Genomic DNA, 14,306 nt, shown 5'->3' with positions numbered 1-14,306 from the left:
TAATAGATTATTAATAAACGCTTAATTCCGCAACAGTGATACCATTGCCTGCAATTACATGCGTGGCCTCAAATTTAAAATAACGCGCGCTAACCTCCTGCTTTAATGCTACCGGCTGCTCAATTGGGTTCGATTTGATATTTGAGAACTCGCCCGAAGCTACTTTTTCCCAGGTTTTACCGTCGTTACTGATATAAAACACATAGCTATCAACTATACCATCAGCTTGTTTATCCTGCCTTGGCAAATAGCCAAATGCTTTTATCTTTTGCTCTTTTCCTAAATCAACGCTGATCTGCTGCGGGAATTGCGCGCTTTCTTTTTTTAGCGTGCTGTAAAGGCTCCCGGTATTTTCATCAAAGGCATTCTCTGCACGTCCCCAATCCTCATTAGGCGCTGTGGCATCCAATACTTTCCAATCGGTTTTAGCATAGCCGAATGATGCATAAGCGCTTTCACTTTGTTGACCTTTACCTTCAAAGCTCCGGGCTTTTACTACTCCGCCCTCATTAAGCACAAACGGCTTAGTGTAAACCGGCGAGCTCGATGTTGGCTCATGCCCGTCAAGCGTATAGCGGATAGCGCTTACCGGTGCTTCGGTAATAATGCTTACTTCGCCTTTTTTATTGCGTGATACTTTTGGTGCAGTTAAATGTACCGGCTCTTTATAAATCCCGAAATCGCTCAATGCAATAGCCACCGGTGAAGCAGTAACCCTCAGTCTCAGTTTACTTGCAGTGATGTTTTGAGTTAAACGAATCAGCCTGTTACCGCCAATACTGGTAGCCTCACCTATTTGCTCCCACTTGCCATTCAAATAAGCATCTACAGCAACAGCTTCAATACGCTGCCCAAGCTTAATATTTTCGCGCAGGCGGATCACGTTAAATGTTTTTGGCGAATGCAGATCGATAGTTAAAGTTGGCGTAGTTACTTTATCATCAGTTGCCCAATAGCTGTAACGGTTGTCATCTACTAAAAACTGCGGACCGAATTTGGCTTTGTTGCCGCCACGCACATTACTTGCCGTTAGTGTTGCACCTTTTGCCAAATTAACCGCGAAGGTTTGTTTAAGCAGGTTGCCGAACTCGGTTAATGATTTAACATCAATTTCATTAATAATCCCTCGCTGGTCGGGAGATAAACCCAAATCAAGCGCAGCACCACGGCCAACGCTTTTGTAATACAGATCAAGCAAAGTATAAGGTGATTTCACGCCTTCATCCTGTGTTTTATGGTAAAACCATCCCGGGCGTAACGACACGTCGCATTCGGCAGGCATCCAGTACTTACCGTTGCGGGTACCTTCGGTGCCTTCATAATCTTTCACATAACCATTAGCCGGGGTTTTGCCTTCATCAGGAGCATGTGGCGTATAAGTTGCCCAGCAGGTTTCGCCCGCATGACCTTCCTCATTACCTACCCAACGCACATCCGGACCAACATCGCCAAATAAAACAGCATTTGGTTGCAATTTGCGGGTTATAGCCCAGGTAGTATCCCAGCCATAATAAGTTGAACGGTCAATTTTCCTTACTTCACGTTTGCCACCGTAATAGCCATCGCCCCCGTTAGCACCATCATGCCATGAAATAAACAGCGGACCGTAATTAGTATACAACTCTTTCAATTGCGCACGATAGGTCTTTACATATTCGGCAGTGCCGTAATTGGGATTGTTTCTGTCCCATGGTGAGCAGTAAACACCCAGTTTCATGCCCAATTTATCACAGGCTTCACGATATTCTTTCAGCATATCGCCCTTGCCATTTTTATATGGGCTTTTGGTGATGTTGTGCTCCGTAGTTTTAGTTGGCCAAATGCAAAAACCATCGTGGTGTTTTGCTACCACAACTACACCTTTAAAGCCGCCGGCCTTTGCAGCAGCTACAATCTGCAAGGCGCTAAACTGTGACGGATTAAAGATCTTCGGATCTTCATCGCCAAAGCCCCACTCTTTGTTGGTATAGGTATCCACCCCATAATGGATAATGCAATACATACCGGTTTCCTGCCAGTTGAGCTGCCCTTGTGTGGGCAATACACCGTAAGGTTTTGGAGCCGTTTGGCCGAAACCATTTAAACCGGCTGCAAGTAACAATAAGGCAATGCCTGTAAACTTCTTCATAATTGGTATTTGATAATTAGTTTTTAAACCATGATGATGGCACATCCTGTGGGGCCGAGCCATCAACACTATATTTTAGCAACAACTTAAAGCCGCCGCCACCTTCAATAAAATCAAGCTTAAACGGATGTACACCCATTTTTAGGGCAACCTGGCCGCTACGTTCCTGTGCCGAGTGGTTACCATCGTTATCCACAACCGTTTTATCGCCAATGTATAATACACCGCCATCATCGCAGGTTAAGTAAAAGCTGTAAATACCGTCAGTTGGCACATCAATGTAACCCTTGTAGGTGATGCCAAACGACGGCGCTTTAACGGTAGCAGGTACCTCTATTTTATCAGTACTAAACGTGCTGTCAACCTTTGCATTTTGCATTAATGCTGTCTTTTTAAAGAATTCCTTATAATAAGTAGCTTTAAGCCCGGGTTTAGGTGGAGCAATTTTTACCGGACCAAGCATTTGCTGTTGTGTGTAGTTCAAATTATAAACATCACCACGGGTACCAGTTGGTGTGAACGCTGCAACCCTTACCAACTCTGATTTAGAGACAGTTAATGGAGATGGCAATACCGGCGATTTACTATCAGGCAACGAACCGTCGGTAGTGTAGCGGATAGTAAGGCTTGGTAATGGAGATGCTATGCTCAGCTTGCCTTCATCGGTGAAAACATACTGGTTAAGCAAATTTGGCAGATCGGGCAAACGATAGTTGATCTTCATCGCGTCCATTCTTTTATATTGTTGAGTTAAACGCTCCAGGTATGAATCGTATTCACTTTCCTTATGTGTCCACAACATTTCGGACAATGCGGTTAGTCGCGGCATGTACATATAATCGGCACGTTTTTCAGACGGGATCATTTCTGACCAGAGATTTGCCTGCGCACCGATAATTGATTTTGCTTCTTCGGCGTTCAGCACTTTAGGCACCGGGTTAAAATGATACACTTTGCTAACAGAATACTGATCGGGCTGATTATCAAAATAAAGCGGTTCGCCTGGTGTCATGATCACGGTGTTGCCATTCTTAACTGCTTTTACCGGTGCATCAGGCACCCAGGTACGCCAGTACATGATAATAGCTGTTGGACTAATGCCTCCTTCAATTACCTCGTCCCAACCAATCAGCTTGCGACCTTTAGCGTTAAAGAACTTCTCCATACGGTTGATGAAATAACTGTGCAATCCGGCCAGATCTTTAATACCCTCTTTGGCCATTAAAGCTTTACAGGCATCTGATTTACCCCAGTTGGTACGGTCAACCTCATCACCACCGATGTGAATGTATTTTGACGGGAAGATTTGCATGATCTCGGTAAATACATTCTCGGCAAACTCAAAGGTGCTTTCGTTACAAGGGCAGATAGGTTTGGTGAATAATTCACCCCATTTATTTTCGCCATCGCAGGTTAAAAACGGATATGAGTTAATGGCAGCCATCATGTGCCCCGGCATATCAATTTCCGGAACGATATCGATATGTCTTGCGGCGGCATAAGCTACCACACCTTTCATTTCCTCCTGGGTGTAAAAACCGCCGTATAATGTTTTACCATTTTTTTGGATGATATGCTCTTTATCAATCACAAAATCAGGATTATCCTTAGCCTTTTTCATGCAGGCCGAGTCCTGGTTATTGAACGTGCGCCATGCACCTGCTTCAGTAAGCAGCGGGTATTTTTTTATTTCGATACGCCAGCCCTGATCATCGGTTAAGTGCAGGTGCAGCTTATTCATTTTGTACAAAGCCATCCGGTCGATAAACTTTTTCAGGTAGCTTACCGAAAAGAAGTGCCTCGATACATCCAAATGCATACCACGCCACTCGTAAACAGGCGCATCTTCAATAGCTACAACGGGTAATGATAATTGCTTTTGCGCAACACCGGCTTCAATGCCAACAGGCAATAACTGACGAATGGTTTCTACAGCGTGAAATACACCTGCCGGATCTTTCGCGCGGATAACTACCTGCTCTTTAGTAACGCTCATGCGATAAGCTTCAGGAGTCGTTATGCTTGCATCAAAAATAAGATTTATGGCGTGGGCCTTCTTTACCTTGCTCACTTCAACAGGCGTGCCTAAACCTTTGCGCAGCAAATCCTTCAAGGCATAGGCTTCGGTATAAAAAGCGCCGGCATTTACAATAGCCGTTTTAGAAGTGATAGTAAATGAACCCTCTCCCGCAGTTAATTGAGCAGGATAAGGTATCAACGGAAATTTTGCAGCTGTTTCCTGGGCACCAACAACACCGGTACAGATAAGGGCCAATGCCGCTGCCGACAAATATTTTGAAATAGTATTCATTGTCTTCTTTTTGTTATTTGTCGATAGATATAGTACGTTCTGCGATGTTCCAGCCTCCAATAGTTACTGCAAGGTTTTTATCTGCACCTGGATTATGGTCGATAACAACTGTTTTAGTTTGACCCGGTAATACAGTTACGTAGTTATCACTATAAAAGGCCGGAAGGATACGTTGTTTGGTATCAGCATTAACTAAAGACAGGCGGTTGAAAAATGCCAGTGCACCGTTACCTTCGTTAGTCAGTGTTACTTCTACTTTGCCATTTTTCAAATACTTGGCTGTGGCTCCTAAAGTACCTTTCGGCATTTTTTGTAAGCCGGAAAAATCGCCGTTAGCATCGGGTAACCAGTAAATATTTTCGCTGATCACTTCTTTATCTGACTTAAGCAGCTGCAGGCAAAGGAAAATACCTTTGTCTTTTGCTTCTTTCTCAATCTCTCTTTTCAGTGATAAATAACGTTTGGTAGTAGTTGGGGTTACATCAGCAAAAACCTTTGTCAATATTTTCTCCTTGCCATCCATATCATATGTCTTGGCCACCAGCAGCATGTTGCTATGCGTTTTAAAAGTATTGTTGGCTACCATTACCATACCGTCTGTTTGATTGTACATGATGTGCAAAGGTTCGCTGCCATTATGCAAGCCGTAAAGACAAGCATTAGGATCAAGGTAATAATCATACATCTGGCCGCGCATGGCTGTCCACGGGTTTTGAGTTTTCCAGATGATGGTACCCGTATACCAATCCCACATGTGCGAGCTGAAGCCCTCCATCAAAGCACGGTATTGATCATAGTTTACCAATTGTGCTTTAGTTGCGAAGTCTTCAACATTTTTGGCTTTTCCGTACTTATCAACAAAACCGTCGTAGCCAATATATTTATGATATTCCCAAACGGGGTCTGTTTTAGTTTTGCCGGTAGATGCATCAAACTCGGGCACTACCATATTTTCGGCAGGAATAAAGCGTTTTAACGATTCATAATCGCTAACGCCAACCGAACCTACTTCGGAGTTGAACGGATATGTTTGGTGATCCCAGAAAGTTGTAAGGCTTTGGATGCCGTAAGGGCCATCGCCGTTGCCGCCCTGTACATTGCGCGACATTTCTTCGGAGTTTGAATACGGGATAAACCAGCGGGTATTATCCAGCTTAGGCATAATGGTATCGCGCAGGGCCGCAAAAATATCCTCAGGCGGAGTGATCTCATTACCACCGCACCAGATAGCAAGCGATGGGAAGTTACGCACCAGTTTAACCTGATCGGCAACCGATTTTAAATACAGGTCATGATCATCAGGATATTTACGGCGGGTCCATTGGTCATCAGCTTTCATCGGATCTATCCAGCGGCCATTGCAATCGCCCGATCCCCACATATCCTGGAAAACCAGCATACCGTATTTATCGCAAGCCTCATAAAACTCAGGGCGTTCAATTAGCGCGCCACCCCAAACCCGGATCAGGTTCAGGTTCATATCGCGGTGAAAACGAACTTCGGCATCGTAACGGGCATCGCTGAAACGTAACATCTGATCAGAGATGATCCAGTTACCGCCTTTAATAAATACCTTTTGGCCGTTCACATTAACCTGGCGGCTTTCGGTTTTATTGTTCCATTCGGTAGTAATCTGGCGTACACCAACTTCAATATTTTTTTGGTCGGATACTTTACCGCCTGCTACAAACTGCAAATTAAGCTTATACAAATTTTGCGGACCGTAGCCACTTGGCCACCAAAGCTTAGGGTTTTTAAGGCTGTAGTCGGCCAGTTTAACTTCCTGTTTTGAATTGGCTTTCAGGGTAACCGGCTGTGATACCAACTTACCATCTAAATTATATTGTAAAGTACCACTTACTGCAATACCTGTAGCATTTTCAACCTCGGCAGACACCTGTACGATGGCCGGCTGCTGCACACCTTCCGGCTGACGAACACCCGGAACAAGGGTAACAACATGCGGATCCTTAATAACTATAGCACCAGTGTGCTCAATGGTCACTTTATCCCAGATACCCGTGTTACGGTCGCGGATGGGCTGGATCCAGTCCCAACCTGCTGTATATTGAATACCTACGCCGCGGGCAATGGTACCATCACCACCCTGACCGCCATTGGGATTACCAACAACATCAGGAGGGTATACTACAACAGCTAAACGATTATTGCCGTTTTTGCTCAGCCATTTGGTAATGTTGTAGCTCTGGCGCAAAAACATGCCTTTATGCAGTTTGCTGTTAAGCTTATGCCCATTCAGGAAAACATCACAGCTATAATTTACACCACGAAAATTAAGGTAAGTTTGATTGCTGCCGGTTGGCGCGGCCTCTTTAAAATCTTTGGCGAACCAGTAGGTATAATAATCGCGGCCTACTTTGTAGATATCAGGGATCTTCTCATTATTCATCCCGTAAAATGGATCAGGTACTTGTTTGTTGGCTACCTGGGTTGTAAGCACCGTTCCAGGCACAACTGCAGGATTCCATGCAGCCAGATCATAATTGGCTTGAGATATAATAGTGCCATTATCTTTAACACTATTCATTGACGTACATTTCCAGCCGCTATTGAGCTCGTAGCTGGTTTGCGCCCCTGCGTTTTGATAAACGCCAGAAGCAAGGACGGATAACACTAATGAAAATTTAAACAATGCAGATCTGCCTGCCGAACGGGTTGTTGTCATTTATTTGGGTTGGATGGATGATCAAAATTAAGAACTGCCAAATCATTTTAGCTGTAAAAACTTGGCTATATAATATGGGATTTTGTCGGTATAATTGTCATTTAGACGAGTATACAGGGCATTTTTGGTAGTAATCAGGAGAAATCTTGTACACCCGGGAATTTGCCCGTCGCTTGTACAAGATTTCCCCTCACCTTTTTAGCCCTACCCTGATCGTCGAAATGACATTGTGGTTATTTGGTTGTTATGAAATATTAATAAACTATTTTAAAACCGGCCGCTTCATTAAGCCCGCTGGTTTTTTGTAATTTTGCCGGGATACTGATATCGATACCATCAGTCACCTGCTTCCACTTAAGGTTTTGAGTGCTGCCAAGCAGGGTAACTTTCTTTACCTTTTTTATATCCTTTAATTTTATAGATACTGTAGCAGGTAAAATTACTTTTTCCTGATCGCTCAAGGCAAAGGCATAAATGGTATTGCTGTTCTTAGCTTTAGTATAGTATATATTACCTGTTGAATATGGTGCAACCGACTGGCTGGCATAAATGCCTTCACCGTTGATTTTCATCCATTGGCTGATACCTTGCAGGCGTTCATAAGCAACCGGATCCCAGTCACCATCCGGGCCGGGGCCAATGTTCATAAGCAGGTTGCCACCACGCGATACGATTTTTACCAATAGCTGCACTATTTGCTGTACCGATTTATAATGATCGCCCGGAACATAGCTCCATGAATTACCCATGGTTATGCAGCTCTCCCAGGGATGATCAAGCGGTACTGCTGGTACTTCCTGTTCGGGAGTAGTGTAGTTTTCATATTTGCCGGCTACGGTACGGTCAACCACTATTAATCCTGGTTGCTTTTGCCTGCCCATTGCGGCTATCTTCGGCATATCGATATCCTGGTCAAATTTAATTCCGCGTTGCCATTCTACGGTAGTATCAACACTGCTTTTAGGGCGCACCCATCCACCATCAAGCCATAAAATATCAACCTTGCCATAATCGCTCATCAACTCGCTGATCTGGTTATAGGTAAAATCTTTAAACTTTTGCCAGCGTTCAGGGTATTTCTTAGGATCGTAGTTTACATTCCGATCTTTTGGCGGGAAGTATGGCCACCAATAATTTTCGGTATGCCAGTCGGGTTTTGAAAAGTAAGCGCCTATCATAAAGTTATCTTTACGGAAAGCGTTAAAGATCTCCTTAGTTACATTGCTCCTCGGATTACTTGAAAAAGGAGTTTTGCTGCTCGTAATTTTATAATCGGTTTCTTTGGTATCAAACATGCAAAAACCATCGTGATGCTTGGTAGTGAAAATTACATATTTCATACCAGCATCCTTGGCGGCCTTCACCCATTTTTCGGGATTGAATTTGGTTGGATTAAAAGTGGTTTGCAAATTTTCGTATGCCGCCTTATAGCCATTATAGGTTGCTCCATACGGACCGCGGCGTTGCGTCCAACCTTCATCTTCCGGACAAATGCTCCAGCTTTCAACTACACCCCACTGGCTGTAGGTACCCCAGTGCATAAACAAACCGAACTTAAGATCCTGCCAATTAGCAATTTTTTGCTCAACTGCAGGATCGCCCGCAGGAACATATTGCTTTGACATATTGTGCTGTTGCCCAAATGCTTTAAAGCAGCCAAAAACCAAAAGAAATACCGTAAATAATCGTTTCATCAAGCTTTTATTTTATAAATTACTGACAATTTTATATGGTGTATTGCCTACACACTTTTTAAAATATTTTAAAAAACATCGCAACTTACATCATAAAATTTTATTTTTCGGTTTAAATATGTTATTATTGTTACACCATTATTAAGTTTTAAATTTAGTTGATTAATTAAAAAACTTCGGTTTGAGAGACAGAAAAGTTGATACGCTGAAATTATGGAATCTCATTTGCAATAATGACGATGAGAACGCTTTTGAGCTTTTTTTCCATATCCTTAACAACTCGCTCATTAAATTTTGTGTGCTGTATGTACACCAACGGGAGATTGCCGAAGAAATAGTTTCGGATGTATTTGTGAAGTGTTGGATCAATCGTAAAAACCTCACCGAAATTCAAAACCCCGAAACCTACCTGTTTGTAGCGGTAAAAAACCAATCGCTAAACCATATTAAAAAATACTCAACCATTCATCTTGTACAAATTGAAGAAACCAACTCAGTTGAATTTGTAAATACCTATAACCCCCAGAAGGAAATAGAAAACAAAGAGTTGATTTTTAGAATGGACCAGGCTATTGCCGGTTTACCGCAACAATGCCGTATAGTTTTCAGACTGATAAAAGAAGACGGCATGAAGTATAAGGAAGTAGCCGAAATTCTTAATATTTCGCCCCGTACCGTACAGACCCAGTTATTCAGGGCAATAAAGAAACTTAGTGTCGTTTTGACACAATATAACAAACACAACGATTTTCAATCTAAACCAAACGCTATCAACATTTTAGGAACTGTAATTGTGATTTTACAATTATTTTTTTTAAACTTGTAGGTAATTAACCTAAATAAGTTGTCCTATCATAAATAAGGATGCAATTATACGATGGGCAATGATAAATTTATAGAGTTGGTGGGCAAAAAACTGTCGAATGAAATCAGCTCTGATGAAAATACCGAACTTCAGCTTTGCTTAGCTAATGATGCTTCCCTTCGTGAACAATATGAGGCACTTTCTGCTTATTGGAAACACAGCGATACTGTATACGCCGATAATGCCCTCGCCTTCCAAAAAATAAAATCAAAAATTAAGGCACAAGAGGTTACCGAATCTTCAACTACTATTACGCCCGTAAAAAACGGTGTTATATATTACCTGTGGCGTGTTGCTGCGGCAGTTGTTTTAATGGCAGGTTGCTCTTACCTTTTTTATTCAAAAACAGTTACTTTGGGCCACGGAATTGCAAACACAACATCCGCCGCCTGGCAAAATAAAAACACTTCTGCCCGCGATAAATCAACCATTGTATTAACCGACGGTACGCGTATCACCCTTAATTCGCAAAGTTCGTTAAGATATCCAACAAACTTCACAGGCAAAACCCGCGAAGTTTATTTAAGCGGCGAAGCCTTTTTTGATGTACATAAAGATCATGAACATCCGTTCATTATCCATACCGAAAAAATGAACATTAAGGTGCTGGGTACCGCTTTTAACGTTAAATCATACCCCGATGATCCGTTAAGTGAAACAACCTTGATCAGGGGCGCCATTGAAGTTACCCTTGACGACCGGCCATCGGACAGGATCATTTTAAAACCAAGCGAAAAACTGATTGTTAAAAAGGGCTCGTTTACTACTGTACGTAAAAACCAGGCTAAGCTTTCACCACCTACCGACAGCAGTGCCGGTACGCAATATGTCTTAACCAGTTTTACCCGTCTTCGTCAGGACGACAGTGCCATTTTAGAAACCTCCTGGACACAGAATAAACTCATTTTCAGGGACGAAAGCTTTGCCGACCTCGCCATGCGCATGGAGCGCTGGTATGGTGTTGAGATCAAATTTAAAAATGATGAAATGAAAAAGTACCGTTTCAGCGGCACTTATGAAAAAGAGTCCATTACCCAGGCTCTTGACGCATTACGCATTACCGAAGATTTTCATTACAAAATTAAAAACGCTGCCATTTATATCTACTAACTGATAATTCTACAGTTAGTTATCAGTACATTTGTTCCCATCAGTTGGCTTGGCTGTGGCTTTACAATATTCGTAATTGTTACCTACCAATTCGGTCATTTTACACTATTACCTGTGCTAATTATAAAATTTATGTAAATTTAGGCATCCCTAAAGGATGTTGGCGACAGGTTTAGGTTATCAGTATAAATGAAAATACGGTTTAGGTTAATATTATTCTTCAATTTACTGGCTATATTAACTGTATATTCACAAACCCGCGTTACTATCAATTTAAAATCGGCCGATTTTAAAAAGGTGATCTCTGCCATCGAACATCAAAGCATTTATCATTTTGTTTATAGCGAAAGAAAAATCCCTGCTTTAAACAAAGTCGATATAGATTCTGATAATGAAGATGTTAAAAGTATTTTAGATAAAATTTTGGCCAATTCGGGCTTCGCTTATACCGAGCTTGCCAATCACCTGATAGTAATTGCCCCGATTGATGAAATAGTTAATGTAGTTAAAGTAACGGGCGTTGTTGTTGATGAGAATGGCGCGCCGCTTGCAGGCTCAACAGTTAGGGTAAGAGGTTCAACCATGGGTTCGCTCACGGATACGAAGGGGGCGTTTTTGCTTGAAGTACCCTCCGGGTCAACATTGATAGTGAGTTTCGTAGGCTACGTTACAAAAGAGGTAAAACTTATTGGCGCTGTACCGTTAACTATTTCGCTTACGGTAAGTAACGTGCTAAACGAAGTGGTTGTAACGGCACTTGGCATTAACAAGGAACAAAAAAAGGTGGGTTATTCAGTAACTACTATTAGTGGTGAGGTGCTTGATAAAGCTAAGGAATCAAATGTAGCATACTCGTTGGAGGGGCGCGTAGCAGGTTTAAGTATCAATGGCATAAACGGCGGACCAGGATCTTCTGCGCGTATTTTATTAAGAGGCGTTACAAGTTTTGGTGCAAGCGCGCCACTCTTTATTATTAATGGGGTACCCATGGATAATACCCAAAGGGGATCGGCCAATGAATGGGGCGGGGCCGACTTTGGCGATGGCATCAGCAATATAAATCCCGACGATGTTGAAAATATGACCGTTTTAAAGGGCCAGGCGGCATCGGCACTTTATGGAGCGAGAGCGGCCAATGGCGTAATTTTAATAACTACCAAAACAGGAAAAAAAAACACTCCATTTGGTGTTGAGTTTAATACCAATTACCAAACTGATAAGGCAATTAATACCTTTGATTATCAAACACAATACGGCCAGGGTTTGTATGGGATAAGGCCGACTACCATAACCAATGCAATATCCTCAGGCAACTATGGCTGGGGTGAAAAACTGGATGGTAAACCCACAATTCAGTTTGATGGCGAATATTACCCCTACTCCGCCGTAAAAAATAATATCAGTAAGTTTTACCGGCAAGGTTATACTTTTACCAACACTGCTGCATTTAGCGGAGGTAACGACAATGGTAATTTCCGGTTGTCGTTATCAAACCTTAGCAACGGCTCAATAGTACGTAACAGTGATCTCAACCGCAAAACGTTCAACTTATCGGCAAGTCAAAACGTTACCAAAAAACTGAATATTAATGTTGTAGCTAATTTTATCAACGAAACTTCTAATTTAAAACCCAACCTGAGCGATGGGCCTTTTAATGTAAATAACATTCAATACCTGGCAGCCAACGAAGATCAGGCTATCCTTGCGCCGGGTTATGCCCCAGATGGCAGTGAAATAAGATGGAATAGCGACACCTTTACTACAAACCCTTATTTTACCGTTAATCGGTTTATTAATGATGTAAACCGTAACCGCTTAATAGCTGCATTATCGGGTAAATACAATTTCAATAATTGGATGTATGCACAGTTGAGGTTAGGTAACGACATCCTTTACGATAAACGAAAAACGGTTACCCCAACCGGAACCGCTTATTACGCCGGCGGAATGGGAGGACTTGATGAACAGTCAAACACGCGACGATCTGAACTAAACAGTGACCTGCTAATAGGTGCCAAACATGACATTATTGCTAAAGTGCTGAGTTTTGACATATCTGCAGGGACTAGCCTACGTAAAAACACATACGAGTACACGAAGCTTTTTGGAGGCCCATTCATTATACCATATTTTTATAGCTATAATAATTTGAACATCAAAAACAGCAATTACAACTATAATAGTACCGAAACGCATTCAAGCTATTATGCTGTTGATTTTTCATTAAGAGACTATTTAACAATAACTACTACCGGCCGCTACGATACCTACTCCACGTTGCCGAGTGATAACCGGAGTATCTTTACGCCTTCGGTATCGGCAAGTCTTTTATTTTCCGATCTCGTTCATATCCCCAGCCTTGACTTCGGAAAATTAAGGTTATCGTATGCGCAAACGAGCGGCGAGCCAACTGATGCATATGTAACAACCCAATACTACACAACAAATTATTCAATAAACGGTGTTGCCATCGGGAGTTTCAGCGACAGCCTGCCCAATTTATTCCTTAAGCCTTACACGCTTACCGAAATGGAAGCCGGTACCGAGCTTAAATTTTTAAACGGCAGGCTTGGAATTGATGTAGCCTATTTTCACCGTAAAACAAAAAATGAGATCATTAAAGGCGACCTTGATCTGGCAACCGGTTTTGCACGGCGGTTTATCCCTACGGGCTCAACCCAAAACAACGGCATTGAAATTGAGCTAAGCGGCACTCCTGTTAAAGCAACCGGTTTTACCTGGTCGCCATCGTTTAATTTTACTTATGTACAAAACAAGATCCTTCAAACAGACGGCACTCCCGAGTCGGCTAACATAAGCTTCGGTACTTACCGCCCGCTAAACGCTGCTACGGCACTGGTTAAAGGCTTGCCAGGGCCTCAGATTATGGCCAACGATTACCTTAAAAATGATAAAGGACAGATCATTTTTGACGAAAATGGTTTACCCATGGCCGGCCCGCGTGTACCTATGGGTAGCGTGGTACCTAATATATACGGTGGATTAAACAACAATTTTGCATTTGGCAAACTAAGCCTCTCATTTTTGATCGATTACCGTTTTGGTAATAAGATATTATCGGCTACAAATTATAATAGCATTTACAGGGGCTTTAACCAGCTTACCCTTGCAGGCAGGGAAAACGGCGTTGTTGGCAATGGAGTAAACGCCAATGGTGAAAAGAATACCATTGCTGTACCTGCGCAGAACTATTACCAGGCGCTGGCCCAAAATGTATCTGCATTAAATGTGCTTGACGGCAGGTTTATTAAATTACGGCAGGTTACTTTTGGCTATACTTTTTCAAAGGGCTTTCTTAATAAAACACCATTTGAAGGCATAACCTTTTCACTGGTAGGCAGAAACTTGTGGACAATTATGAAGCGCTCGGCCAATATCGATCCGGAATCTGGATTTTCGCCGGATATAAAATATGCAGGAATTGAAGGAGCAAGCCTTCCGCCAACCCATACTTACGGAATAAATATTAACTTTAAACTCAAAAAATAAAT

At 42.4% G+C, this 14,306-nt stretch carries 7 protein-coding genes; 3 read left to right on the top strand and 4 right to left on the bottom strand.

Features of this window, described 5'->3' with window-relative positions; all coding sequences use genetic code 11:
* Positions 1-10: 10 nt before the first annotated feature.
* The 4 genes from DIU38_RS07030 to DIU38_RS07015 all read right to left on the bottom strand — a co-directional run bounded on the left by DIU38_RS07030 (position 11) and on the right by DIU38_RS07015 (position 8,819).
* Positions 11-2,128, bottom strand: coding sequence for an alpha-L-fucosidase (locus DIU38_RS07030; RefSeq protein WP_112654337.1), 2,118 nt, complete (start codon positions 2,126-2,128; stop codon positions 11-13).
* Between the two features lie 16 nt (positions 2,129-2,144).
* Complete coding sequence (locus DIU38_RS07025; RefSeq protein WP_112654338.1) at positions 2,145-4,439, bottom strand: family 20 glycosylhydrolase; 2,295 nt, start codon at positions 4,437-4,439, stop codon at positions 2,145-2,147.
* A gap of 13 nt (positions 4,440-4,452) precedes the next feature.
* Positions 4,453-7,125: a glycoside hydrolase family 2 protein gene (locus tag DIU38_RS07020; RefSeq protein WP_112654339.1), complete on the bottom strand. Its 2,673-nt coding sequence runs from the start codon at positions 7,123-7,125 to the stop codon at positions 4,453-4,455.
* A gap of 254 nt (positions 7,126-7,379) precedes the next feature.
* Positions 7,380-8,819 carry an alpha-L-fucosidase gene (locus tag DIU38_RS07015; RefSeq protein WP_112654340.1) on the bottom strand — a complete coding sequence of 480 codons (1,440 nt, stop codon included), beginning with the start codon at positions 8,817-8,819 and terminating at the stop codon, positions 7,380-7,382.
* A 181-nt stretch (positions 8,820-9,000) separates the two neighbouring features.
* Here DIU38_RS07015 and DIU38_RS07010 point away from each other — a divergent pair, with 181 nt between their 5' ends.
* The 3 genes from DIU38_RS07010 to DIU38_RS07000 all read left to right on the top strand — a co-directional run bounded on the left by DIU38_RS07010 (position 9,001) and on the right by DIU38_RS07000 (position 14,304).
* Complete coding sequence (locus DIU38_RS07010) at positions 9,001-9,645, top strand: RNA polymerase sigma-70 factor (RefSeq protein WP_112654341.1); 645 nt, start codon at positions 9,001-9,003, stop codon at positions 9,643-9,645.
* A gap of 51 nt (positions 9,646-9,696) precedes the next feature.
* Positions 9,697-10,794, top strand: coding sequence for a FecR family protein (locus DIU38_RS07005; protein WP_112654342.1), 1,098 nt, complete (start codon positions 9,697-9,699; stop codon positions 10,792-10,794).
* 189 nt (positions 10,795-10,983) lie between these two features.
* Positions 10,984-14,304, top strand: coding sequence for a SusC/RagA family TonB-linked outer membrane protein (locus DIU38_RS07000; RefSeq protein WP_112654343.1), 3,321 nt, complete (start codon positions 10,984-10,986; stop codon positions 14,302-14,304).
* Positions 14,305-14,306 lie beyond the last annotated feature (2 nt).

Source organism: Mucilaginibacter metallidurans, assembly GCF_003286435.2.
GTDB classification, from domain to species: Bacteria; Bacteroidota; Bacteroidia; order Sphingobacteriales; family Sphingobacteriaceae; genus Mucilaginibacter; species Mucilaginibacter gossypii.
Note: the sequence above shows the minus strand (reverse complement) of the source record. Positions and strands in the feature narration are given on the sequence as shown.

Excerpts from the sequence above, each read along its gene's own strand:
- DIU38_RS07030 (WP_112654337.1), bottom strand. The coding sequence starts at position 2,128 with ATGAAGAAGTTTACAGGCATTGCCTTATTGTTACTTGCAGCCGGTTTA.
- DIU38_RS07025 (WP_112654338.1), bottom strand. The coding sequence starts at position 4,439 with ATGAATACTATTTCAAAATATTTGTCGGCAGCGGCATTGGCCCTTATC.
- DIU38_RS07020 (WP_112654339.1), bottom strand. The coding sequence starts at position 7,125 with ATGACAACAACCCGTTCGGCAGGCAGATCTGCATTGTTTAAATTTTCA.
- DIU38_RS07015 (WP_112654340.1), bottom strand. The coding sequence starts at position 8,819 with ATGAAACGATTATTTACGGTATTTCTTTTGGTTTTTGGCTGCTTTAAA.
- DIU38_RS07005 (WP_112654342.1), top strand. The coding sequence starts at position 9,697 with ATGGGCAATGATAAATTTATAGAGTTGGTGGGCAAAAAACTGTCGAAT.
- DIU38_RS07000 (WP_112654343.1), top strand. The coding sequence starts at position 10,984 with ATGAAAATACGGTTTAGGTTAATATTATTCTTCAATTTACTGGCTATA.